The 23,370-nt window shown below is 59.4% G+C and carries 24 protein-coding genes and 1 pseudogene; 6 read left to right on the forward strand and 19 right to left on the reverse strand.

The annotated features are described in order from the left end of the window. Positions 1-177: 177 nt before the first annotated feature. Positions 178-540, reverse strand: coding sequence for a DUF6124 family protein (locus IAI51_RS21740; RefSeq protein WP_187680331.1), 363 nt, complete (start codon positions 538-540; stop codon positions 178-180). A gap of 431 nt (positions 541-971) precedes the next feature. Between IAI51_RS21740 and IAI51_RS21745 the strand changes: the two genes are divergently transcribed. After that, complete coding sequence (locus IAI51_RS21745) at positions 972-1,355, forward strand: helicase (protein WP_187680332.1); 384 nt, start codon at positions 972-974, stop codon at positions 1,353-1,355. 152 nt (positions 1,356-1,507) lie between these two features. Here IAI51_RS21745 and IAI51_RS21750 read toward each other — a convergent pair whose 3' ends face one another. From IAI51_RS21750 to exbB, 6 genes are all read right to left on the reverse strand, one after another. Then, complete coding sequence (locus IAI51_RS21750; protein WP_187680333.1) at positions 1,508-2,908, reverse strand: aminoacyl-tRNA deacylase and HDOD domain-containing protein; 1,401 nt, start codon at positions 2,906-2,908, stop codon at positions 1,508-1,510. A 79-nt stretch (positions 2,909-2,987) separates the two neighbouring features. After that, positions 2,988-5,063 (reverse strand): ATP-dependent DNA helicase RecG, encoded by a 2,076-nt coding sequence (recG, locus tag IAI51_RS21755; RefSeq protein ID WP_187680334.1) that lies wholly within the window; start codon positions 5,061-5,063, stop codon positions 2,988-2,990. A gap of 9 nt (positions 5,064-5,072) precedes the next feature. Continuing rightward, positions 5,073-6,002, reverse strand: a complete 930-nt coding sequence (locus tag IAI51_RS21760; RefSeq protein ID WP_187680335.1) for a hydrogen peroxide-inducible genes activator — start codon at positions 6,000-6,002, stop codon at positions 5,073-5,075. Between the two features lie 217 nt (positions 6,003-6,219). Next, complete coding sequence (locus IAI51_RS21765; RefSeq protein WP_187680336.1) at positions 6,220-6,966, reverse strand: energy transducer TonB; 747 nt, start codon at positions 6,964-6,966, stop codon at positions 6,220-6,222. After that, positions 6,963-7,391, reverse strand: a complete 429-nt coding sequence (gene exbD / locus IAI51_RS21770) for a TonB system transport protein ExbD (protein ID WP_095187912.1) — start codon at positions 7,389-7,391, stop codon at positions 6,963-6,965. Before exbD ends, IAI51_RS21765 begins: the two co-directional genes overlap by 4 nt. Before the next feature lie 6 nt (positions 7,392-7,397). Further along, entirely contained in the window at positions 7,398-8,351 is a 954-nt protein-coding gene (gene exbB / locus IAI51_RS21775) for a tonB-system energizer ExbB (RefSeq protein ID WP_187680337.1), read from the reverse strand. 188 nt (positions 8,352-8,539) lie between these two features. Between exbB and IAI51_RS21780 the strand changes: the two genes are divergently transcribed. Then, on the forward strand, positions 8,540-9,397 hold the full coding sequence (locus IAI51_RS21780; protein ID WP_187680338.1) for an SDR family oxidoreductase: 858 nt from the start codon (positions 8,540-8,542) through the stop codon (positions 9,395-9,397). 137 nt (positions 9,398-9,534) lie between these two features. Here the strand turns inward: IAI51_RS21780 and IAI51_RS21785 are convergent, their stop codons facing one another. The 6 genes from IAI51_RS21785 to IAI51_RS21810 all read right to left on the reverse strand — a co-directional run bounded on the left by IAI51_RS21785 (position 9,535) and on the right by IAI51_RS21810 (position 14,840). Further along, entirely contained in the window at positions 9,535-10,275 is a 741-nt protein-coding gene (locus IAI51_RS21785; RefSeq protein WP_187680339.1) for a hypothetical protein, read from the reverse strand. A gap of 69 nt (positions 10,276-10,344) precedes the next feature. Continuing rightward, the gene (locus IAI51_RS21790; RefSeq protein ID WP_003229509.1) at positions 10,345-10,725 is read right to left on the reverse strand and encodes a RidA family protein; all 381 of its coding nucleotides are present in this window, start codon (positions 10,723-10,725) and stop codon (positions 10,345-10,347) included. Positions 10,726-10,749: 24 nt separating this feature from the next. Further along, entirely contained in the window at positions 10,750-12,855 is a 2,106-nt protein-coding gene (gene spoT, locus IAI51_RS21795; protein WP_187680340.1) for a bifunctional GTP diphosphokinase/guanosine-3',5'-bis pyrophosphate 3'-pyrophosphohydrolase, read from the reverse strand. A gap of 57 nt (positions 12,856-12,912) precedes the next feature. Beyond that, a complete protein-coding gene (rpoZ, locus tag IAI51_RS21800) occupies positions 12,913-13,176 on the reverse strand; it encodes a DNA-directed RNA polymerase subunit omega (protein ID WP_007894670.1) in 264 nt (87 codons plus the stop codon). Between the two features lie 167 nt (positions 13,177-13,343). Further along, entirely contained in the window at positions 13,344-13,964 is a 621-nt protein-coding gene (gene gmk / locus IAI51_RS21805; RefSeq protein ID WP_187680341.1) for a guanylate kinase, read from the reverse strand. 12 nt (positions 13,965-13,976) lie between these two features. Then, positions 13,977-14,840, reverse strand: coding sequence for a YicC/YloC family endoribonuclease (locus IAI51_RS21810; RefSeq protein ID WP_187680376.1), 864 nt, complete (start codon positions 14,838-14,840; stop codon positions 13,977-13,979). A gap of 270 nt (positions 14,841-15,110) precedes the next feature. Between IAI51_RS21810 and rph the strand changes: the two genes are divergently transcribed. From rph to gltS, 3 genes are all read left to right on the forward strand, one after another. Then, entirely contained in the window at positions 15,111-15,833 is a 723-nt protein-coding gene (rph, locus tag IAI51_RS21815) for a ribonuclease PH (protein ID WP_095187917.1), read from the forward strand. A 28-nt stretch (positions 15,834-15,861) separates the two neighbouring features. Continuing rightward, positions 15,862-16,230 carry a DUF4870 domain-containing protein gene (locus IAI51_RS21820; protein ID WP_187680342.1) on the forward strand — a complete coding sequence of 123 codons (369 nt, stop codon included), beginning with the start codon at positions 15,862-15,864 and terminating at the stop codon, positions 16,228-16,230. A gap of 391 nt (positions 16,231-16,621) precedes the next feature. Then, complete coding sequence (gene gltS, locus IAI51_RS21825; RefSeq protein ID WP_187680343.1) at positions 16,622-17,830, forward strand: sodium/glutamate symporter; 1,209 nt, start codon at positions 16,622-16,624, stop codon at positions 17,828-17,830. 94 nt (positions 17,831-17,924) lie between these two features. Here gltS and IAI51_RS21830 read toward each other — a convergent pair whose 3' ends face one another. Continuing rightward, positions 17,925-18,704, reverse strand: coding sequence for an exodeoxyribonuclease III (locus tag IAI51_RS21830; protein WP_007920349.1), 780 nt, complete (start codon positions 18,702-18,704; stop codon positions 17,925-17,927). Positions 18,705-18,786: 82 nt separating this feature from the next. Here IAI51_RS21830 and pyrE point away from each other — a divergent pair, with 82 nt between their 5' ends. Continuing rightward, on the forward strand, positions 18,787-19,431 hold the full coding sequence (gene pyrE, locus IAI51_RS21835) for an orotate phosphoribosyltransferase (protein ID WP_187680344.1): 645 nt from the start codon (positions 18,787-18,789) through the stop codon (positions 19,429-19,431). A 73-nt stretch (positions 19,432-19,504) separates the two neighbouring features. Here the strand turns inward: pyrE and IAI51_RS21840 are convergent, their stop codons facing one another. The 5 genes and pseudogenes from IAI51_RS21840 to IAI51_RS21860 form a co-directional block, all read right to left on the reverse strand. Further along, positions 19,505-19,888 carry a hypothetical protein gene (locus tag IAI51_RS21840; RefSeq protein WP_187680345.1) on the reverse strand — a complete coding sequence of 128 codons (384 nt, stop codon included), beginning with the start codon at positions 19,886-19,888 and terminating at the stop codon, positions 19,505-19,507. Next, positions 19,875-20,447 (reverse strand): hypothetical protein, encoded by a 573-nt coding sequence (locus tag IAI51_RS21845; RefSeq protein ID WP_187680346.1) that lies wholly within the window; start codon positions 20,445-20,447, stop codon positions 19,875-19,877. Before IAI51_RS21845 ends, IAI51_RS21840 begins: the two co-directional genes overlap by 14 nt. An 18-nt stretch (positions 20,448-20,465) precedes the next feature. After that, positions 20,466-20,726, reverse strand: a complete 261-nt coding sequence (locus IAI51_RS21850) for a hypothetical protein (protein WP_187680347.1) — start codon at positions 20,724-20,726, stop codon at positions 20,466-20,468. Positions 20,727-20,912: 186 nt separating this feature from the next. Beyond that, positions 20,913-21,821: an acetylglutamate kinase gene (gene argB, locus IAI51_RS21855; protein ID WP_187680348.1), complete on the reverse strand. Its 909-nt coding sequence runs from the start codon at positions 21,819-21,821 to the stop codon at positions 20,913-20,915. 17 nt (positions 21,822-21,838) lie between these two features. Next, positions 21,839-23,242: pseudogene (locus IAI51_RS21860) on the reverse strand (phosphomannomutase/phosphoglucomutase); the annotation flags it as partial. Positions 23,243-23,370 lie beyond the last annotated feature (128 nt).

The following is a 23,370-nucleotide window of genomic DNA, read 5'->3' on the forward strand; positions in this document are numbered from 1 at the left end:
TCGACCTGATCGACGACCGACAATTTAAAGGTCAGCGTGTAATCACGCTGACTGCGCCTTTCTCCCGTATTCATTACTCCCTCCTGAGAATGGGTCAGAAGGTGTAAACCTTATTCAGGACGGGACAGACTGCAGAAAGGGGACTCAACGTCCCCTTTTTTCCATCCCCAAATCCCGTTACGGCTTGGCCCTCACACTCCGCACTTCAATGTGATCGAGCATCCCTTCGACCATCAACCGCACCCCATCCGCCATTCTGCTCAGTGCCAGTGCAACCGAGCGGCGGGAGCCGTGGAGGTCGTCGGCCAGGTCGCAGGCGATGACGCTGATGGACAGCAGGTCTTCCGAGGCGTTGGCCATGAGGGCTTCGGCGTCGGTGCCGGGGGAGAGGCTGAAGAGGCCGGTTTCGCGTTTGGCGCGTGGTTCGAGGGGCGGTTTGAAATGGTGGTCGAGGGCGCGCTCGGCGGCTTCGTGGAATTTCTTCGAATTGGGGGATTCGTAGGGCGAGGTTGCTTCAGTGCTGAATGTTTCATCGGTCATCGGTGTAAATCCTGAGCAGTTAATTGATTTCCCCGAGTTCGGACTTGCACATCCGGCCACCGATTTTGCGGCGACCCACAGAGCCTATCCACATCGCACCAACTCGCCTAGTTCATGGACAGCCCGGCACTTTGCAGGAAATTTCCCATGGATTTGCAGGGCGGAAGATCAAAAGATCGCAGGCTTCGCCAGCTCCTACAGGGATGTGTTTCAGCAGGTGTAGGAAAGGTGAGTGGTGAGACGCGGAGCGTCTCGGGATGCATTCCCACGCGGAGCATGGGAACGATCAGCGGCTGAACGCTGAATCGTGATTTGGTAGTCATCTTGCGTGAAATGGTCTGCATCCTCTTCCAATAGAGGCAGATAGTGGCGTTATCGTTCGAATCCCTTACACTGCGCCGGCCGTTCATTTTCCTTTTGAGGCTGTGCGCATGAAATTTCGTTTTCTCCTGTGGATGCTAGGTCTGTTGATGGGTAAGGCCAGTCGGACAAATCCTGCGTTCCAGCAGCAGTTGGGTGACAAGGATCTGGTGTTTCAGATGCAGACGCTGGACGGGAAGGTGGCGCGGCATTTCGTAGTGAAGAATCAGCGGATTACCAGCAAGTCTGGCGTAGTGGCAGAGCCGGCGCTTGCGATTGCCTTTAAAGATGCGGGTTATGGCTTTGCCACGATGCAGGCGAAGAACAAGCAGTTGGCGTTTATGCAGGGCATTCAGGACAAGTCGATCCAGATCAAGGGCAATCCGGCGCTGGTGATGTGGTTTCAGGGATTGATGAAGTATTTGAAGCCGAGGAAGGCCAAGCCTAAGGCTTGAGCCTTTGGTGACGCGAAGCGTCACGGGATGCATTCCCACGCGGAGCGTGTGAACGATCAGGGGCGGGCAGTTGGACCGAGGTGGATTCATCGCGAGCAGGCTCGCTCCTACAGGGATTTTGGTAATCCTGGGGGGAGCGGGCCTGTTTGCGTTTAGGCCTGGCTGAACTGCGAGGCCAGTTCGCGCAGCAGGACTTCAGCCTCAAGGACTTTGCTGACGACGTCGTTGGCTTTGTCTCGGGTCAGGCCGACACGTTCGAGCAGGGCGTCGGGGATGTCTTCATCCGGGCCGGAGCCGATGCCACGGCTGCGCAGCAGGCGCACGGCCAGGCAGACGAGGTTCGGGTATTCGGCGTAGGCGCCGTCGTAGCTTGGGTCGTGCTGGAAGCGCAGGGCGGTGGCCAGTTCGTCCGGCATGTCCCAGTAGCGCATCAGCCACGAGCCGATCTGTTCGCGGCTGATACCCAGCAGGTGCTGCTCCACAAAGCTGTGGCACAGGTGCGGGTTGACCTCCAGGTGACGACAGATCAGCGAGAAATGCGGCGGGAAGACGTGCGCCAGCAGCAGGTAACCGAAGTTGTGCAGCAGGCCGGCCAGATACGTCAGGCCGGCTTCCGGGCGCTGGGCGCGTGGCATGGCACGGGTCAGGCCTTCGATGACGGCGGCGGTGTAGATCGACTGCTGCCAGTATGGTGTGGTTTGTTGTGGATGATCCTTCGGCAGGCTTAGGGTCTTGCCGAGGGCCAGACCCAGCGCGAGGTTGATCACCAGATCGAAACCGAGCACACGGACGATCGCGTCTTCCACCGAACGAATCTTGCCCGGCGAAGCGTAGTACGGCGACGCCGCCCAGCTCACCACTTGTGCTGCCAGTGCCGGGTCGGTTTCGACCACACCGGTGATGTCGTCGATGGTCGCGTTAGGGTCGACGCGCAGTTTGATGATTTTTTGCGCGGTTTCGGCCAGCGGCGGAATCTCGATGGTCGCTTCCAGGCGTTGCTGAATGCGGCGCGCGGTGAACGCTTGCACGGCCTGGGTGATTTCCTCGCGGTCATCGTCCGGGCGATCAAGGTTAGGACGGATGCTGCTCAGGGCTTCGCCGAAGTTGGCGGCGCTGGCCTTGGTCAGCATGGTCTTGAAGGCTTCGCTGGCAATTTCCAGCAGCACGCCCGGCTCGCCGGAGTTGATCAGCAGCTTCGGCTCACGTAGCAGGCTTTCTTCGTAGAGGCACGGCGAACTGGTCAGTGCCGGCAGACCCGGCAGCAGGCTCAGGCTGTGTTTGCCGAGCATCTTTTCCAGGCGCTCGGTGGAGACGGCGGTCAGGCGACGGCCCGTCAGTTCGGCGAGGCGGTTGAGATCCAGCAACTGGCTCTGGGGAAACAGCACCATCAGCGCACCGACCGCGTCGTCCAGCAACACGGCTTGCACTTTGCGCGAAGCATTAAGGCCGTGGTGGTCGAGCACTTCTTCGTAGGCAATGCCCAGCTTGTTGAGCAGCAGCCGAATAACAGACGGAGCGTGCGGAGATTCGGGGGCGAGAGCAGCTTCGGTCATGGTCTGTATCCGTTTTTGAAACAATTGCACGAGTATAACCAGCTTGGTTGGAACGAGGGTTCAGAAACTGCGACGGTGCTCACACTTGGCCGTATTGCTGCCCATGGCGCAGCCAGCGGTCGAGCAAGGGGCTGACGTGCGTCGGCCAGCGTTCCAGCAAAGCTTGCGCTGCATCGCGCACGGCGGGCAGAAGGTCGGCGTCGCGCATCAGGTCGGCGACCTTGAATTGCAGCAGGCCGGTCTGGCGGGTGCCGAGCATTTCGCCGGGGCCGCGCAGTTCGAGGTCTTTTTCGGCGATGACGAAACCGTCGTTGGTCTCGCGCATGATGCCCAGGCGCTGGCGACCGATCTGTGACAGCGGCGGGTGGTAGAGCAGCACGCAATGGCTGGCGGCGCTGCCTCGACCCACGCGGCCGCGCAATTGGTGCAACTGCGCGAGGCCGAGGCGTTCGGGGTTTTCGATGATCATCAGGCTGGCGTTGGGCACGTCGACACCGACTTCGATCACCGTGGTGGCGACCAGCAGTTGCAAGTTGCCGGCCTTGAACTCGGCCATCACCGCGGCTTTTTCGACGGGTTTCATGCGACCGTGGATCAGCCCGACTTTCAGCTCGCCGAGTGCGGCGGTGAGGTCTTCGAACGTGGTCTCGGCGGCCTGACAGGTCAGCTCTTCCGACTCTTCAATCAGCGTGCACACCCAATAGGCCTGACGCCCTTCGGCGCAAGCACCGCGCACCCGTTCGATGACTTCGACGCGGCGGGTATCGGTGACCAGTACGGTGTTGACCGGGGTTCGACCGGGCGGCAGTTCGTCGAGGATCGAGGTGTCGAGGTCGGCGTAGGCGCTCATCGCCAGCGTCCGGGGAATCGGTGTGGCAGTCATGATCAGTTGATGCGGGCACATGCGCCCGCCGACGCCTTTCTGGCGCAGCGCCAGACGTTGCTGTACGCCGAATCGGTGCTGTTCGTCGATGATCACCAGCGCGAGATTCTTGAACTGCACTTCGTCCTGGAACAGCGCGTGGGTACCGACCACCATCGGCGCGCCGCTGGCGATCTGTTCCAGCGCGGCGACGCGATTCTTGCCCTTGAGCTTGCCGGCCAGCCACGCGACTTCAATGCCCAGCGGTTCGAGCCAGCGCTTGAAGGTGATGAAGTGTTGTTCGGCGAGGATCTCGGTCGGCGCCATCAGTGCAACTTGATAGCCGGCCTCCAGCGCTTGCAGCGCAGCGAGGGCGGCGACCACGGTTTTACCCGCGCCAACGTCGCCCTGAATCAGCCGCAGCATCGGTTCGTGCTGGCTCAGGTCGTAGGCGATTTCGTTGCCGACGCGTTGTTGCGCGCCAGTCGGGTTGAAGCCAAGGTTGGCCAGATATTTCGGTGGCAGCTTTTTCGCTTTCGGCATCGCTGGCGCGCGTAGCGAGCGCATGCTTTCGCGCAGACGTTGCTGAGACAGTTGATGTGTCAGCAGTTCTTCAAAGGCAAGGCGGTGCTGCGCCCAGTGGTGGCCGAGGGCGAGCTCGTCGACGTCAGCGTCGGCGGGCGGGTTGTGCAGGTAGCGGATCGCATCGGCCAGTGGCGCCAGTTGATAGTCGCGAGCCAGTTCGGTCGGCAGCCAGTCGGGCAGGGTGTCAGGCTTGAGCATCGTTAGCGTTTGCATGCACAGCTGGCGCAGACGCGCCTGGGTCAGGCCTTCGGTGAGCGGGTAGACCGGAGTCAGGGTTTCATCCACTGGCGGCGGCTCGTCGCCGGTGATGGCGCGGTATTCCGGGTGGTAGATTTCCAGTCCAGACGCGCCGGGCCTGGCTTCGCCGTAGCAGCGAATCCGCGTGCCGCGCTTGAGGCCTTCTTTCTGTGCGTTGCTGAAATGGTAGAAGCGCAGACTCAGGCCGCCGGTGCCGTCCTGCAGGCGCACGACGAGGCTGCGACGTCGGCCCATGACCACGTCGGCGCCGCTGACGGTGCCTTCGACCACGGCGTCCTGTCCCGGTCGCAAGTGGCCGATAGGCACCACGCGGGTGCGATCCTGGTAGCGCAGCGGAAGGTGGAACAGCACGTCCTGGAGATTCTCCAGACCGACCTTGGCCAATTTCTCGGCCATGGCTTCGCCGACACCCTTGAGTGCCGTCACCGACACTTGCGACAGCTCCGTCATGACGCTCGCTTAACCGGCTGTAACCGGTGCCGCTGGCTTGGCCACCGAGCACAGGCGAATGGAGTCGGCGAGGATCTCGATGGCTTTCGGTCGCGGGAAGCTCGCGCGCCAGGCAATCGCCACGGTGCGGAATGGTACCGGCGGCGACAAGGGCCGTACTTCGATCACGCCCGGGGCATAGTGATGGCTGTCGACGGCCGACAGCGGCAGGATCGAGATGCCCAAGCCAGAGGCAACCATGTGGCGAATGGTTTCCAGCGAACTGGATTCGACGGTGGTGTGCTTGGCGCCGTCGTTGCCCTTGGTGAGGGTCGGGCAGGCTTCGAGCACTTGATCACGGAAGCAGTGCCCTTCGCCGAGCAGCAGCAGGCTCTTGTCGTTGAGCAGGCCGGCGTCGATGGTTTCTTTTTGCGTCCACGGGTGCTGGGCCGGCATCAGGACGTAGAACGGCTCGTCGTAGAGCGGCAGGGTCAGCACGTCGGCTTCGTTGAACGGCAGGGCGATGATGACCGCGTCGAGCTCGCCGTTGCGCAGTTTGTCGCGCAGCACATGGGTGAAGTTTTCTTCGATGTACAACGGCATCTGCGGAGCGACCCGGTGCAGTTGTGGAATCAGGTGCGGGAACAAGTACGGGCCGACGGTGTAGATCGCGCCGACTTTCAGCGGAGCGGTCAGCTGGTTCTTGCCGGCCTGGGCTAGCTCGCGAATGCCTTGGGCCTGTTCCAGTACTTTCTGCGCCTGGGCGACGATACCTTCGCCGACCGGCGTCACACGCACGGCACTCTTGCTGCGCTCGAAAATCAGCACACCGAGTTCGTCTTCAAGTTTCTTCACGCCCACCGACAGGGTCGGCTGGCTGACGTGGCATTTTTCGGCGGCGTGGCCGAAATGCTGCTCTTGGGCGAGGGTAACGATGTAGCGTAATTCTGTGAGAGTCATAGCAAGCGTCCATGAAGATGCGGGCCAAGCATACCGGCTGCGATCGATAGACGCACGTTATCAGACTGGGGGAGTAGTGCGACACCGGGCAATGTGGGTTTGCCGTTGCTAGATATGCAAAAGGCACCTTTCGGTGCCTTTTTGACTTGGCTCTCTCGGCTGGCGGAGAACCTTGTGGGAGCTGGCTTGCCAGCTCCCACAGGTCTTGCGGTGTTTCTTAGCGGCGGCGTTCGAGCGAGTAAACAAACGGCGCAACAATTTCGATCGAGCCATTGGTCAACATGTCGGCCGGTGGCTTGGGTAGCGGCTGCGCGCGGCGGATCATTTCCAGGGTGGCCCGGTCCAGATCGGCGTTGCCGGAGCGGCCCACCAGTTCGAACGACAGCACGTTGCCTTCGCCATCGACCACGAAACGCAGTCGGTTCAAACCTTCCTTGCCCCGTGCCTGAGCACTGGCCGGGTACTTTTTGTACTTGGCCAGATGCGCGAGCAGGGTGCCTTGCCAACTGGCCTTGGCGGCCATTTGTGCCGGCGACGGGCCCGGTGCCGGTGCCGCGGATTTCTCCGTCGGAGCCGGAGTCGGTGGCGTGTCGGCCGGTTTTTCCTCGGAAGGTTTTTCCTTCGGCGGATCGGGCAGCTTTTTCTCGATCGGCTTCGGCGGTTTAGGCTTTGGCTTCGGTTTGGGTTTCTGCACTGCGATTTCGGCTTTCGGCGCTTCGGCCAATTTCGGAATCGGCAGCTCTTCGACCGGCGCCGGTGGCTGCGGTGGCGTGACGACTTTCGGCGGTGCAGGCGGTGGCGGGGCCGGAACCGGTGCCAGCTCGACCATCATTGCCTGAGGCGGCAATTCGATGGGCGGGCGGGTCGTCCAGTTCAGCGCCAGCGCGATGGCCAGCGCGTGAACGCCCAGCACCACGGCCAGGCTACCGCTGTAACGCGTCAGCTTATGGCGCGTCGTGATCATTTCTTGACTGCGCTCTCGAGTCCGACCAGACCGACCTTCAGGTAGCCTGCTGCGCGCAGGTTATCCATCACGCTCATCAGGTCGCCGTAATCCACGCCTTTGTCAGCCTGGAAGAAGATGGTGGTGTCTTTCTTGCCTTTGGTGCGTGCGTCGAGGGTGGCGCCCAGTGCTTCAGGCTTCACTTCGTCTTCGCCGAGGAACAGGCGCTGGTCAGCCTTGACGCTGAGGAACACCGGTTTCTCCGGCCGCGGCGCTGGTTTGGCGGTCGAGGCAGGCAGGTCGACTTTGATGTCCACCGTGGCCAATGGAGCGGCCACCATGAAGATGATCAACAGCACCAGCATCACGTCGATGAACGGCGTGACGTTGATTTCGTGGTTCTCGGCCAGATCGTCGTCTGCGCCTTCTTTCAAATGCAGGCCCATGGCCGATTACCCCACTTTCACCATGTGCGGTTGCGAGCTGCGCTCAGGCTGGTGATCGAGGTCGCGGCTGACCAGCAGCAGGACTTCTGCCGAAGCGTCGGACACCTGCGCCTTGTAACCGGCGATGGAGCGGGCGAACACGTTGTAGATCACAACCGCAGGAATCGCAGCAACCAGGCCCAGTGCGGTGGCCAGCAGTGCTTCAGCAATGCCTGGGGCCACGACGGCGAGGTTGGTGGTCTGGGTTTTGGCAATGCCGATGAAGGAGTTCATGATGCCCCACACGGTGCCGAACAGGCCGACGAACGGTGCGGTGGAACCGATGGTAGCCAGCACACCGGTGCCGCTGCTCATGTTGCGACCACAAGCGGCAACCAGACGCTCGAGACGGAAGCTGACGCGTTCCTTGATGCCTTCTTTCTCGCGGCTGTTGGCCGACAGGCGCATCTCTTCGAGCGCGTCGTGCACCAGCAGGTTGGCGAGAGTGCCTTCCTTGCCCGCAGTGGAACTGGCTTCTTTAAGGGTGGTGGCTTTCTTCAGCGCGGCGATTTCACCCCGCAGACGACGCTTGGCACCCATCAGCTCAAAGCCTTTGGCGATCCAGATGGTCCAGGTGATGATCGACGCGATGGCCAGACCGATCATCACGATTTTCACGATGATGTCGGCGTTCTGGTACATGCCCCATGGCGACAGGTCGTGAGCCATGCCCAGGCTGTTGTCGGCTTCGAGGGCTTGAGGGACTTCGGCCGGTGTGGCATCGAGGGTCTGAACAGGGGCTGTTGCGTCAGGTGCGGCAGCCGCGGGAGCGCTCTGCTCGGTGGCGGCTGGCGTCGCAGGCGCTTGGGCGTCGGCGAAGGCGGCGGTCGGTGCCAGCATCAGGCTGAGCAGCAGAGCTGCCACCGCGCTCCAGGCGCGAGGTCGGTTGGTTGGCGAAGCGGGGATTTGATTACGTGTCATGCTGGCCGGACCTGAGATAGAAAAACGATGATGCTCTTCCAGGCCTCGTGAGGCCGAGAACAAAAGTGGCCTGCATTATTGCAAGTAATTCTTGTTAACAAAAGTAATAGAGTATCTTTTTTTCCTTGATTGCTAGCCGCACGTCTCCTGCCAAGGCTAGTCTGTCCCTTTCCGATGGGAGTTTTTTGATGTCCGCGCCTTCTGTTTTGATTGCCGGTTGTGGTGATGTTGGCAGTCGTCTGGCCAAGCAATTGTTGACCGCCGGGTGGGAAGTTCATGGCCTGCGCCGTGATGTCTCGCGTTTGCCTGAGGGTGTCATCGGTGTTGCCGGCGACCTGTTCAACGAAGACTGTCCGGCGACCTGGCCCGTCGGTGCCGTGGATTACCTGGTGTATTGCGCAGCGGCGACCGATCACGACGAGGCCGGCTATCGCGCGGCTTATGTGCAGGGTTTGCAGAACGTGCTGAGCTGGCTGGACGACTATGGGCAAGTGCCCGAGCGCCTGATCTTCGTGTCCAGTAGCAGTGTCTACGGGCAACTGGACGGCGAGTGGGTGGATGAGACTTGCGAGACCGTCGCCACCGGTTACTCAGGTCGATTGATGCTCGAAGCCGAGCAGGTGGCACTTAACAGCGGTATCCCGGCGAGCGTCCTGCGTCTGACCGGTATCTATGGGCCGGGCCGTGAATGGCTGCTGACTCAGGTACGTCGTGGTTATCGGGTTGCAGTTGATCCGCCGCTGTATGGCAATCGCATACATGCCGATGACGCGGCGGGATTGCTGGCGTTCCTGCTGGATGCTGATCATCGAGGTGTGGCGCTGGAGCAGTTCTATATTGGCGTCGATGATGCACCGGCACCGTTGGCCGAAGTGGTGGGCTGGTTGCGTGAGTACCTCGGTGTGACCGAGTGGGCGGAGGATGCCAGTGTGCGGCGTACCGGTAGCAAGCGGTGCAGCAATGCCCGGGCGAAGGCCTTGGGTTGGACGCCGAAATACCCGAGTTACCGCGAAGGTTACGCGGCGATCCTTGAAGGAAAATGCTGACTTAAAGACGCCGAAAACACCTGTGGGAGCGAGCTTGCTCGCGAAGGGGCCGGCACATCCAACATCATCGTTGACTGTTAAGCCGCCTTCGCGAGCAAGCTCGCTCCCACAGTGTTATGTGTTGGTCTCAGGTACGTTTACTGCTTCTCAAGCAACCACTTGCGTTCGCCTGGCGTGTACTGCGGCATTTCATCCGCCAACGCCGTGTTCACGGCCTGGAAGATCTCCAGTTCCTTGCCCTTGCGCGCAAAGATATAGGCATTGCCCTGACCGTTGAGTTGCAGCCACATGTTGTCATTGGTGCTGCTCATCGACGCGCAATCGCCCGCCAGACACAACGCATAGCGATCGGCACCCGGCAAACCGGAGACCTGGCCATCGGCCTGGAACTGCACGGTGCCGCCTTCGCCTTGACCACTGGCAATTGTCCAGCTGCCGCCCATGTAGGCCGAATACAGTGCCCGTTCGAAACTGGCCCCGATCGGTGCGCCTTCCGGCACCGGAATCTGTGCGCGGTCGAAGGCCTGTTCCGGTTCGTTTTCGCTGGCGGCTTGCTGCAGTTGCCCGCCGTCGCGTTTCAGCTCGCTGGCGGAGCTGCCATAGAAGTCGACTTTCCAGGCGCCGGACTGTTCGCCCAGCAGCCGTCCTTCGACGTTCTCAAAACCGTTGGTATAGCGGGCCTGACCGGCCTTGGTGTTGACGTCCCACTCCAGGTTCGGGCCGTAGGCCTGAAGCGCTTCGCGCAGGGGGCCGCCCTTGGCTGCAGCATCGATCGCCACCTGGTTGATCCAGGTGCCGCTGATGTCACGGTCGGCAGGGTTGCTGGCGCAGCCGCCGAGGAAAATGGCGAGCAGCGGGAGAGCTAGCGCTTTGCGCATGGTGGAATCCTTTCAAAACCTTTTCTTGCTGAGCAGTCGGCGCGGCGTCTTAAGGCCGCGCCGTGCGCATCACTCGATGACCAGAATGGCATCCATTTCAACCTGCGAACCCTTTGGCAGTGCCGCCACGCCGATGGCGGCGCGCGCCGGGTATGGCTGGTCGAAGTACTTGCCCATGATCTCGTTGACCTTGGCGAAGTGGCTCAGGTCGGTGAGGAAAATGTTCAGTTTGACGATGTCCTTGAACGAACCGCCGGCGGCTTCGGCCACGGCTTTGAGGTTCTCGAACACCTGGACGGTCTGGGCTTCGAAGCCTTCCACCAGTTCCATGGTTTTTGGGTCCAGAGGAATCTGGCCCGACATGTAAACGGTGTTGCCAGCCTTGATTGCCTGGGAGTAGGTGCCGATGGCAGCCGGGGCCTTGTCGCTGGTGATAACAGTCTTGGTCATGTATGACTCCTTGTAATGGTGGGCTCAGGCACGCATGCGGGTGATGCGGATCACTCCGGTCAGGGCGCGCAGTTTCTTGATCACACGGGCCAGGTGCACACGGTCGTGGACGCTGACCACCAACTGGACGACGCTGATGCGACCATCGCGTTCGTCCATGCTGATTTTCTCGATATTGCCGTCGGCTGCGTTGACGCTGCTGGCGAGCAGCGCAATCAGGCCGCGCTGATGTTCCAGCTCGACGCGCAGCTCGACGTTGAATTCGCCGGTGACATCCTTGGCCCAAGAGAGCTGGATGCATTTTTCCGGGTTGTGCCGGATTTCGCTGATGTTGCGGCAGTTGTCCAGGTGCACGACCATGCCTTTGCCCGCCGACAGGTGCCCGACAATCGGGTCGCCCGGGATCGGCGTGCAGCATTTGGCGTAGCTGAGTACCAGGCCTTCGGTGCCGCGAATGGCCAGTGGGCCCTCAGGGCTTGGCAACTGTTCGCCTTCGCCAAGCAGACGACGGGCGACCACGTAAGCCATGCGATTGCCCAGGCCAATGTCTTCCAACAGGTCTTCGATCAGTTCGAGGCGATATTCGGCGAGCATCGCCGCGACGCGTTCGGCCGGAATTTTTTCCAGCGCGCTGTCGAAGCCGTTGAGCACTTTGTTCAGCAGGCGTTCGCCGAGGCTGATCGACTCGGAGCGGCGTTGCAGTTTCAGCGCATGGCGAATGTGCGTGCGCGCCTTGCCGGTGACCACAAAGTTGAGCCACGCCGGGTTCGGCCGTGCGCCGGGAGCGCTGACGATCTCGACCGTGGAGCCGCTTTGCAGCGGCTCGGACAGCGGTGCGAGACGGCGGTTGATCCGGCAGGCGATGCAACTGTTGCCAACATCGGTGTGCACCGCGTAGGCGAAGTCGACCGCCGTGGAGCCTTTGGGCAGCTCCATGATCCGGCCTTTGGGCGTGAACACGTAGACCTCGTCCGGGAACAGGTCGATCTTCACGCTTTCGATGAATTCCAGCGAGTTGCCAGCACGTTGCTGCATTTCCAGCACGCCCTTGACCCACTGACGGGCGCGGGCATGAGTGCCTTTCGGTTGCTCATCACCACTGGATTTGTACAGCCAATGAGCGGCGATGCCGTTGTTGGCCATCTCTTCCATTTCGCGGGTGCGGATCTGGATCTCGATCGGCACACCGTGCATGCCGAACAGCGTGGTGTGCAGCGACTGATAGCCGTTGGCCTTGGGAATCGCGATGTAATCCTTGAAGCGTCCCGGCAACGGTTTGTACAAATTATGTACAGCGCCCAGCACGCGGTAGCAGGTATCGACCTTGTCGACGATGATCCGGAACGCGTAGACGTCCATGATCTCGTTGAAGGCCCGACGCTTGCCGCGCATTTTCTTGTAGATGCCGTAGAGGTGTTTCTGGCGACCGCTGACTTCGCCCTGAATGCCGTCGATGGCGAGGCAATGACCCAGGGATTCTTCGATCTTGTTGACGATTTCCTTGCGGTTGCCCCGGGCGCGTTTGACTGCCTGGTAGATCCGCGCGGAACGCATCGGGTGCATCGCCTTGAAACCGAGGTCTTCGAATTCGATACGAATGGCGTGCATGCCCAGCCGGTTGGCGATGGGCGCGTAGATTTCGAGGGTTTCCTTGGCGATGCGCCGGCGCTTTTCGCCGGACAGCACTTCCAGCGTGCGCATGTTGTGCAGGCGGTCGGCAAGCTTGACCAGGATCACACGAATGTCGCGTGCCATGGCCATGGCCATTTTCTGGAAGTTTTCAGCCTGGGCTTCGGCCTTGGTCTCGAAATTCATCTGGGTCAGTTTGCTGACCCCGTCGACCAGTTCGGCCACGGTTTCACCGAACTGCGCTTGCAGCGCTTCTTTGGCGATACCGGTGTCTTCGATCACGTCATGCAGCATCGCCGCCATCAGGCTCTGATGGTCCATGTGCATGTCGGCAAGAATATTCGCCACCGCAAGAGGATGCGTGACGTACGCCTCGCCGCTGCGACGGCGTTGACCGTCATGGGCTTGTTCGGCGTAGAAATACGCTCGGCGGACCAGGTTGACCTGGTCATTGCCGAGGTAGGTCGATAAGCGATCGGCGAGGGCGTCTATGCTCGGCATGATGACTCCTGCCGTTCGCTGTGACCCCGCGCCGTGCTACGTCGACCAGGCATAGGCTTAGACGGCCTCGTTGGACTCGTCCTCGAACGCTGCGAACAGCGGTTCGTCTTCGACGATTTCAGCGTTGGCGATGAACTCATAGCTCATCAGGCCTTCCGCGATTTCACGCAGCGCTACAACGGTAGGCTTGTCGTTTTCCCACTGAACCAGAGGCTCTTTGCCGCCGGTGGCCAGTTGACGGGCACGTTTGGTAGAGAGCATGACCAGCTCAAAACGGTTTTCCACGTGGTTCAGGCAGTCTTCAACGGTTACGCGGGCCATGGTATTCCTCGGAGCGAATGCAATATGCGCGCTGCCCGGTTGGGCGAGCGGACTCAACAGTTTAAAAAATCACCAGCGATTAGGGAAGCGCTGATTTTTTAACCAGACTCTTCAACGCGCTGCAAGTGCCAATGTAAAGCGCTTGCAGCGGTTTTGGGAAGTGCTGATTAGCCGAGCAATTCGGCCAGTAATTTACCGTGACGCTGTTGCTGACGCTTCTGGATCAGCTGATTGGCGCGGAAAATCGCCTGCAGATCGTCCAGCGCGTGGGCGAAATCGTCGTTGATGATCAGGTAGTCATAGTCGACGTAGTGGCTCATCTCGCTGACGGCTTCGCGCATGCGGCCATCAATGATTTCGTCGCTGTCCTGGCCGCGATTGGTCAGGCGCTGATGCAGAGCCTGCAACGACGGCGGCAGGATGAAGATCGAACGTGCCTGCGGCATCAGCTTGCGCACTTGCTCGGCGCCTTGCCAATCGATTTCCAGAATCAGGTCGTGGCCTTCGTCCAGGGTTTGTTGCAGGTGGCTTTGCGAGGTGCCGTAGAGGTTGCCGAAGACTTCGGCGCGCTCGAGGAAATCACCGTGCTCGATCATCTTCACGAACTCGTTGCGCTCGACGAAGTGATAGTTCACGCCGTTCACCTCACCCGGGCGCATGGCGCGGGTGGTGTGGGAGATCGACACGCGGATCTCCGGGTTCGCGTCGGTCAAAGCCTTGACCAGACTGCTTTTGCCCGCGCCCGATGGCGCGGAAATGATGTACAGGGTGCCGGTGCTGTGGGTCATGTCGGGGTAGCCTTACTCAATATTCTGCACTTGTTCGCGCATCTGCTCGATCAACACCTTGAGGTTGACGGCGGCTTGGGTACTGCGCGGGTCAAAGGCCTTGGAGCCCAGTGTGTTGGCTTCGCGGTTGAGTTCCTGCATCAGGAAGTCCAGGCGACGTCCGGCCGCACCACCGGACTTGAGCACCCGGCGAACTTCAATGATGTGGGTGCTCAGGCGATCCAGTTCTTCGGCCACATCGCTTTTTTGCGCGAGCATGACCATTTCCTGTTCAAGGCGCTGCGGATCCAGCTCGGCCTTCATGTCGGCGAAGCGGTCGAGAACCTTCTGGCGCTGTGTGGCGAGCATCTGCGGAACCAGTTCGCGCAGGGTCACAACGTCTTCTTCGATGGAAGTCAGGCGATCATTGATCAGTCGCGCCAGTTCTGCGCCTTCACGCTCGCGACCGGCTTTGAGTTCTTTCAGCCCTTGATTGAACAGAGCCAAGGCTTCGGCATTCAAGGCTTGCGGGTCACTTGCGTCAGCGACCAGAACCCCGGGCCAAGCCAGCACTTCGAGAGGGTTGAGGGCGGCAGGGTTCTTGATCAGGCCGGCAACGGTCTCTGCGGCGGCGACCAATTGTGCGGCGCGCTCACGATCGACTTGCAGCGGCTTGCCGGTGCTTTCTTCTGTGAACCGCAGGGTGCATTCCAGTTTGCCCCGCGACAGGCCCTGACGCAGCGCTTCACGTACGGCGCCCTCGAGCTCGCGAAAAGACTCCGGCAGGCGCAGATGCGGCTCCAGATAGCGGCTGTTGACCGAGCGCAGTTCCCAGCTCAGGGTGCCTTGGGCGCCGGCTTTTTCGACGCGGGCGAAGGCGGTCATGCTGTGCACCATGGCGGTGACCTCGCAATGCAGATCGGCGCAGAACATGTGTCCCGCAGGCGCGATATGAATGAATTTAAGCCGACTGGCAGCAAAGGCGCAGGATTGTAGCGCAGTGCGGCGAAGGCGCCCAAACACACGGTGTGACAAAGGGCTGCAGCCCGTCGGTAATGCGTGTTTCAGGGCTTTCGGTCGTCGGCCTGTTTTTTTAACGAGTGCCCAGTGGCGGTGCAGCGCTCTATAATGCTCCGCAGTTTTCCGTCCCCAGTACAGGTATCTCCTATGAAACGTCCAAGTGGTCGCGCTGCCGATCAGCTCCGCTCGATCCGCATTACCCGCAACTACACCAAGCACGCCGAAGGATCGGTACTGGTCGAATTCGGTGATACCAAAGTCATCTGCACCGTCAGCGTCGAAAACGGCGTGCCGCGCTTCCTCAAGGGTCAGGGCCAAGGCTGGTTGACCGCTGAATACGGCATGCTGCCGCGCGCCACCGGCGAGCGTAACCAGCGTGAAGCGAGCCGTGGCAAGCAGGGCGGTCGCACCCTGGAAATCCAGCGCCTGATCGGCCGCTCTCTGCGTGCTGCTCTGGACATGTCCAAGCTGGGGGACGTGACCCTTTACGTCGATTGCGATGTGATCCAGGCCGACGGTGGCACCCGCACGGCGTCCATCACTGGCGCCATGGTTGCCTTGGTCGATGCGCTGAAAGTGATCAAGAAGCGTGGCGGCCTGAAAGGCGGCGACCCGCTCAAGCAAATGATCGGCGCCGTATCGGTTGGCATGTACCAGGGCGAGCCAGTACTGGATCTGGACTATCTTGAAGACTCCGCCGCCGAGACTGATCTCAACGTGGTGATGACCAGCTCCGGTGGCTTCATCGAAGTGCAGGGTACTGCTGAAGGCGCGCCGTTCCAGCCTGAAGACCTGAACGCCATGCTGGAACTGGCCAAGAAAGGCATGAACGAAATCTTCGAACTGCAGAAGGCTGCACTGGCCGACTGAGCAGGTTCAAACCCGCAAGGAGGACGCGATGAGTGACGAGCAAGAGCTGCTACCCAAACCGAGCCAACAGGTTCGCCAATGGGCGATGTTTTGTCACTTGTCCGCCTTGTTGGGGATCTGGATTCCGTTTGGCAACCTGATAGGGCCGCTGATTCTGTGGCAGATGAAGCGCGAGACGGATCCGTTCATCGATGCGCAGGGTAAAGAGGCGCTGAATTTTCAGATCACCGTGGCGATTGCCTCGGCCATCTGCATTTTGCTGATGTTGCTGATTATCGGCTTCTTCCTGTTGGGCCTGCTGGCCATCGGTGCGCTGGTCTTGACGATCATCGCGGGGGTGAAAGCCAATGAGGGATTCCCTTATCGATATCCGTTCACTTGGCGACTGATCAAATAACGATCAATACGAAGCCTCCGTGACCCGTAAAGTTTTAATACAAATGCCCTGACTTGTCAGGGCATTTGTGTTCTTGCAACCCTACTAATTACTCTTTCGTGTAGGACTGGTTCTACGCGCGACAATCGGTAGGCGATATTTTTATATATATTCAGCTCTTACACTTCTAGTCACAACTGCAATGCTTTAGAGCGATCTGAGTCCTTGGCAATAAGACTTGGCGATTGTTAAGGTTACTCCGCGCAACGTTGCTTCAGAAACATCTCGATATATTCAAGCCATCGAAGGTCTTTGAATTCCAAATTAATCAGTGTTGAGACAATCAGCCGATTCAATAGGCGTGCGCGGGTAAAAAGTACGCCTGGTGAATATATAGCCAAGAATAATCCCAATGATTCAGCTCGATTTTTATGGAACGCTCGTGGCCGCCTCTCTGGTGCTTTTACTGGGTCGCGGACTTGTTGCACGAGTCGGTTTTCTACGTAATTACAATATTCCTGAACCCGTCGCCGGTGGCTTGGTGGTTGCGCTGGGTTTATTGATGTTGCGAACGTTTGATATAGAAATCAGATTCGATACGTCACTACAAACACCTTTGATGTTGGCATTCTTCGCCACAATCGGTTTGAGCGCAGACTTTGCCAGCCTGAAGAAGGGTGGTCGCGTAGTCGGCATCTTTCTACTGGCGGTTACCGGGCTTCTGGTCGTTCAGAACGCCATGGGTATCGGTCTTGCGACAATGCTGGGACTGGATCCGTTGATGGGGCTGCTGACGGGCTCGATTACCTTGTCGGGTGGCCACGGTACGGGTGCTGCGTGGGGAGCTGTGTTCAGCGAGAAGTACGGTCTGGCATCGGCCTCCGAGCTTGCGATTGCCTCGGCGACATTCGGCCTGGTCCTGGGTGGCCTGATTGGTGGGCCGGTGGCCCGGCTGCTCATCAAGCGCGTGCAAGTGCCGGGTTGCCAGCCTCAAGAAACGCCACGCTTGCCAAAGGGTTTCGAGCAGCCGAACAAAGAGCGCTCGATTACCCCCTTTTCGTTTATCGAGACACTGGCGCTGATCGCCGTCAGTCTATTGGCCGGCAATGTTCTCAATGGCCTGTTACAAGGAACCGCTTTCGAATTGCCGACGTTTGTCTGCGTTTTGTTCGTGGGTGTGGTGCTGCGTAATGGGCTGTCGGCGCTGGGCCTGTATCAGGTGTTCGAGCGTGAAGTCTCGGTACTGGGCAATGTCAGCTTGTCGCTGTTTCTGGCGATTGCCTTGATGTCTCTGAAATTGTGGGATCTGGCCGCTCTGGCATTGCCGATCTTCATCATCCTGGCTACGCAGGCCTTGGTCATGGCGCTGTTTGCGATTTTCGTGACGTTCCGAATGATGGGCAGCAACTACGATGCGGCGGTATTGGCGGCAGGGCACTGCGGTTTTGGGCTGGGCGCGACGCCTACGGCCATTGCCAACATGCAGGCAGTGACGCAACGCTTCGGGCCTTCGCAGATTGCGTTTCTCGTGGTGCCGATGGTGGGGGCGTTCTTTATCGACCTCATTAACGTCATCGTGATCAAGCTGTACCTGGCCCTGCCGTTTTTCGCCGCTGTTTGAGCATTAAGCGTCAAGCCTCTTTCACCGTGGTCTGACGCATAAAAAATGCCCGTCTCTTTCGATACGGGCATTTTTTGTGTCTGCGAATCGACGCTTAGATGGTCAGCGTCCAGTCGTAGTCGACGATCAGCGGTGCGTGCTGCGAGAACCGTGGCTGACGTGGCAGGCGTGCGCTGCGCACGAAGCGCCGCAGGCCCGGCGTCAGGATCTGGTAGTCAAAGCGCCAGCCCAGATTGAGCATCTCGGCCTGCTCGTTGTCCGGCCACCAGCTGTACTGGTCGCCTTCGCGGCTGACTTCGCGCAGGGCATCGACGTAGCCCATGTTGCCGACAATCTCGTCCATCCAGGCGCGCTCTGGCGCCAGGAAGCCCGGGGATTGCTGGCTGTCGCGCCAGTTTTTGATGTCGAGCTTCTGCTGCGCCACGTACAGCGAGCCACAATAAATGTACTCGCGACGTTTGCGTCGCTGTTTGTCCAGGTACTTGCCGAAGTCGTCCATGAGCTTGAACTTCTGGTTCAAGTCCTCATCGCCGTTCATCCCAGAAGGAAGCAGCAAGGTGGCAATACTGACTTTGTCGAAATCTGCTTGCAGGTAGCGCCCGTAGCGGTCGGCCGTCTCGAAGCCGAGACCGCTGATGACAGCCTTCGGTTGCAACCGCGAATACAAAGCCACGCCACCTTGGGCAGGGACTTCAGCATCGCAGGCATAAAGGAAGTAGCCATCCAGTTGGAAGGCTGGGTCATCCAGTTCAAAGGCGGAGGCACGGGTGTCCTGCAGGCAGATGACGTCGGCATTCTGTGCTTGCAGCCAACTGAGCAAACCACGCTCGACTGCAGCCTGAATACCATTGACGTTCACACTGATGATCCGCATAAATGGCCCCAAAAATCGCGTGCGTGTATGATACACGGCGTCAAGCTAATTAGCTAAATCCGTGGTATTTGGGGTTTTTTTCATGCAAGCGTATCAGCGCGATTTCATTCGTTTTGCCATCGATCGCGGCGTTTTGCGCTTCGGTGAGTTCACCCTGAAGTCCGGGCGTACCAGTCCTTACTTCTTCAATGCCGGCCTGTTCAACTCGGGTTCCGCCCTGGCGCAACTGGGTCGTTTCTACGCGGCGGCCATTGTCGAAAGCGGCATTGCCTTCGACGTGCTCTTTGGCCCAGCCTACAAAGGCATCCCGCTGGCGGCGACCACTGCCGTTGCGCTGGCCGAGCATCACGACCGTGACCTGCCATGGTGCTTCAACCGCAAGGAAGCCAAGGCCCACGGCGAAGGCGGCAGCCTGGTCGGCGCACCGCTGACCGGTGAAGTGCTGATCATCGACGACGTGATCACCGCCGGCACCGCGATCCGCGAAGTGATGCAGATCATCGCTTCCCAGGACGGCGCCAAGGCTGCCGGCGTGCTGATCGCCCTGAACCGCCAGGAGCGCGGCAATGGTGAATTGTCGGCGATCCAGGAAGTGGAACGCGATTTCGGCATTCCGGTGATCAGCATTGTTTCGCTGAATCAGGTGCTGGAGTTCCTCGCTGATGATCCGCAGCTCAAGCAGCATTTGCCGGCCGTCGAAGCGTACCGCGCCCAGTTCGGCGTTTAACGCAATGCCCGTGTAGGGATCGCAGGTTAAAAAAAGACCCCATTCAGTTAGGCTGAGCGGGGTTTTTTTGCGTTCAACGCAGGTTTCGCCATTTTTTGAGCAATTTCAGCGTCAATCCTGCATTAATCAGCGCAAATGCCAGTAGCGCCGTGACCACCATCACATACAGCGTGCGATCAACATCAAAATCCCACAGATCCAGCGTGCTGCTACTAATAATGCGCACGGCGGCTGGCAGGTTGACGTAAAACAGCGCTGTAAAGGCGCCTGTCAGCGGCAACGCACAGCTCAAGAAAATCCCCACGACCTTTCCCCTGCTGCGTTTTCTCGCCTGAAGGCCTTGTTGATGTTCATCCAGAGCCAAGGCTTCATTGAGCTTTGGCCAAGCGAGATTGAATAGGAAAGTTGTCAGGGTCAGCAGTAAGCCGCTGACCGCGACGATGTCACTGAACGGCATTGAGCCCCAGCGTTGCGCACAGCAACTCGTGGGAATCCTCGCTGATCTCAAACTGTCCGGCGCTGCCTTTGCGTTTGGTGATGGGCTTGAATGTCGGCTCGTTTTGCGTGATCAGCATATTCAGTTCATCGCGGATCACATCTGAACTGATGACCACCAGATAGACATCTTTTGCGTGTTCCGCAGACTCGACGACCGCGCGCATGCTGTGCTTCAGGATGTCGTCGAGCTGATTGCGAAAGCGCGAGACAGTGTTTTTCAGCAGGGTTTTGCTCTGGCTCTGGGTCAACTGAAAAATCGTCGATATCTGCGATTCGGTCGGCAAGGTCTGCCCGAAGTAGCTTTGAATCAGATAGAGCAGGCGATCCTGTTTGGCCTCGTCAGCCCGGCTGGGCATGCCGCCCTCGACCAGCATTTTCAGGTATTCGGTCAGGCTGGCCTTGGCAATGCGCTGGAGGGCGTGGGCGATTTCCGCGTCGCCGATGCGCAGGGTCTTTTTGACCGGTTCCTTTTGCTCCTGCTCGAAAGCGTCGGCGTCGATGGTGAACGATATCTGCATGGCTCAGGCGCTCCGAGGTTATTTTTTGTGCGAGGGCGTAATGACCTCGGCGCTCTTGATGCCGGAAGGCTTATCGGTTTTCTGTGGATAGGGATCATTAGGCGCGTCACCTTGTCCGGTCAGGATCTTCCAGCCGTTCAGAACGTGCGCGGTCTTGCGAAATTGCGGGCAGGGTGGCATCGAGGTTTTGGCTTGATTGGAATACTGGTGGCCGCAATCCACGCACTCGTAGGTGCCGGGGGAAACATCACTGCCGTAAGCAACGTGGTCTTTTTGCATGGGTAAATCTCCGGTGGATGAGGGGAAGATCCTAGGGAGATTTGTTCTGTAGAGATGTCGGACGTTTCGCTGGTTCTTGTCGGACACTTCTTGCGCGCATAAAAAATCGCAGGCTTCGTCAGTTCCTACAGCACTTTCGTACTGTGTTGCAGGGGCTGACGCAGTCTGCGATCTGTTGTGTTTCAGCTATGAGTGGCGCTTGCGATTGCTGATCAGCGTGCCCACACCGGTGTCGGTGAAGATTTCCAGCAGGATCGCGTTCGGCACGCGACCGTCGATGATCAGCGAGCTGCCTACGCCACCCTGAACCGCTTCCAGTGCGCAGCGGATCTTCGGCAACATACCGCCGTAGATGGTGCCGTCGGCGATCAGGTCGTCGACCTGTTGGGTGCTTAGACCAGTCAACACCGTGCCCGATTTGTCCATCAGGCCCGCGATGTTGGTCAGCAGCATCAGCTTTTCGGCTTTCAGCGCTTCAGCGACTTTACCGGCCACCAGATCCGCGTTGATGTTGTACGACTCGCCATTTTCACCCACGCCGATCGGCGCGATCACCGGGATGAAATTGCCTTTGACCAGCAGGTTCAGCAGCTCGGTGTTGATCCCGACCACTTCGCCTACCTGACCGATGTCGATGATTTCCGGTTGAGTCATCTCCGGGGTCTGGCGGGTGACGGTGAGCTTCTTCGCGCGAATCAGCCCGGCGTCTTTACCGGTCAGGCCGATGGCGCTGCCGCCGTGACGGTTGATCAGGTTGACGATGCTTTTGTTGACCTGACCGCCGAGAACCATTTCCACCACATCCATGGTCGCGGCGTCGGTGACGCGCATGCCATCGACGAAGTGGCTCTCGATCGACAGGCGCTTGAGCAGATCACCGATCTGCGGGCCACCACCATGAACCACGACCGGGTTGATGCCTACGGCTTTCATCAACACGATGTCGCGGGCGAAGCCGGTTTTCAGCTCCTCGCTTTCCATCGCGTTGCCGCCGTATTTGATCACCAGGGTCTTGCCGACATAACGTCGGATGTAAGGCAACGCTTCGGACAGGACCTGGGCGGTATGGGCGGCGGCTTCGCGTTCGAGGGTCATTCAGGGCTCCGGGTGGATCAGAACGGTAGTTGGAGATCAGGTGCAACGCGTTTCAATTGGGCGTGGAACACATCCTTGATGCGCTGCAATTCAGCCTCGTCATCGGCCTCGAAGCGCAGTACCAGCACCGGAGTGGTGTTGGACGCGCGCACCAGGCCCCAGCCTTTGGCGTAATCGACTCGCACGCCGTCGATGGTGGTCAGGTCAGCGCCTGCGCCCCACTGTGCGTCGTGCAGTGCATCAATGATGCTGAATTTGCTCTCTTCGGTCACATGGATATTGATTTCCGGCGTAGAAATATCGTTCGGGAAGGTCGCAAACAACTCTTCTGCCGTGGATTTTTCCTTGCTGAGGATCTCCAGCAGCCGGGCGGCGCTGTAGATACCGTCGTCGAAACCGAACCAGCGTTCCTTGAAGAAGATGTGCCCGCTCATTTCACCAGCCAACAGCGCGCCGGATTGTTTCATCTTCTTTTTGATCAACGAATGACCCGTCTTCCACATTAGCGGCCGGCCACCGTATTCCTTGATCAGCGGTACGAGGCGACGGGTGCATTTGACGTCGAAGATGATTTCCGCGTCCGGGTTGCGCGCCACCACGTCGCGGGCGAACAGCATCAGCAGTCGATCTGGATAGACGATGCTGCCGGTGTTGGTCACTACGCCGACGCGGTCACCGTCGCCGTCAAAAGCCAGGCCGAGGTCTGCGTTGGTTTCCTTGACCTTGGCGATCAGGTCGACAAGGTTTTCCGGTTTGCCCGGATCCGGGTGGTGATTCGGGAAATTGCCGTCAACTTCGCAGAACAGCGGGATGACTTCGCAGTTCAGCGCTTCGATCAGTTGCGGAGCAATCACGCCGGCTGCGCCGTTGCCGCAGTCGACCACGACTTTCAGGCGGCGGGCCAGTTTGATGTCCTGGACGATTTCGGTGTTATAGCGATCGAGAATTTCGACTTGAGTCACGCTGCCTTGGCCGCTGCTCAGATTGTTGGTCTTGATGCGCTCGTGCAGAACCTGGATCTGTTCGTTGGCGAGGGTGTCGCCGGCGATCACGATCTTGAAGCCGTTGTAGTTCGACGGGTTGTGGCTGCCGGTGAGCATCACGCCGGACTTGCCGGCCAGTACGTTGGCGGCGTAGTACAACGCAGGCGTTGGCACCAGACCGACATCGCTGACGTGGCAACCGCTCTCGGCAATACCGCGGATCAGTTCTGCGACCAGCTCCGGGCCGGACAAACGGCCGTCGCGGCCGACGGAAACATTAGGCTCGCCTTGGGCCAGGCTCTGCGAGCCGATGGCGCGGCCGATCCAGTAAGCGGTTTCGGCATTGAGGAATTCCGGCACGGTGCCGCGAATGTCATAGGCGCGAAAGATGCTGTCGGGCAGCTTCGGGGCAATCTTGGCTGGGGTGCTCATCTGCGGAAATGCTCCATCTCGAAAGTGGTGGGTCACACCGACGATTCACTCGACGGCAGGCTCAAACTGAAGGGTATGACGGCGTTTTCCACAGAGAGTTCGTGGTATGAAAGGGCCATGACGCCTCGGCTGGC

Origin of the sequence: Pseudomonas sp. N40(2020), from assembly GCF_014472415.1 — a bacterium.
In the GTDB taxonomy this organism is placed as follows: Bacteria; Pseudomonadota; Gammaproteobacteria; order Pseudomonadales; family Pseudomonadaceae; genus Aquipseudomonas.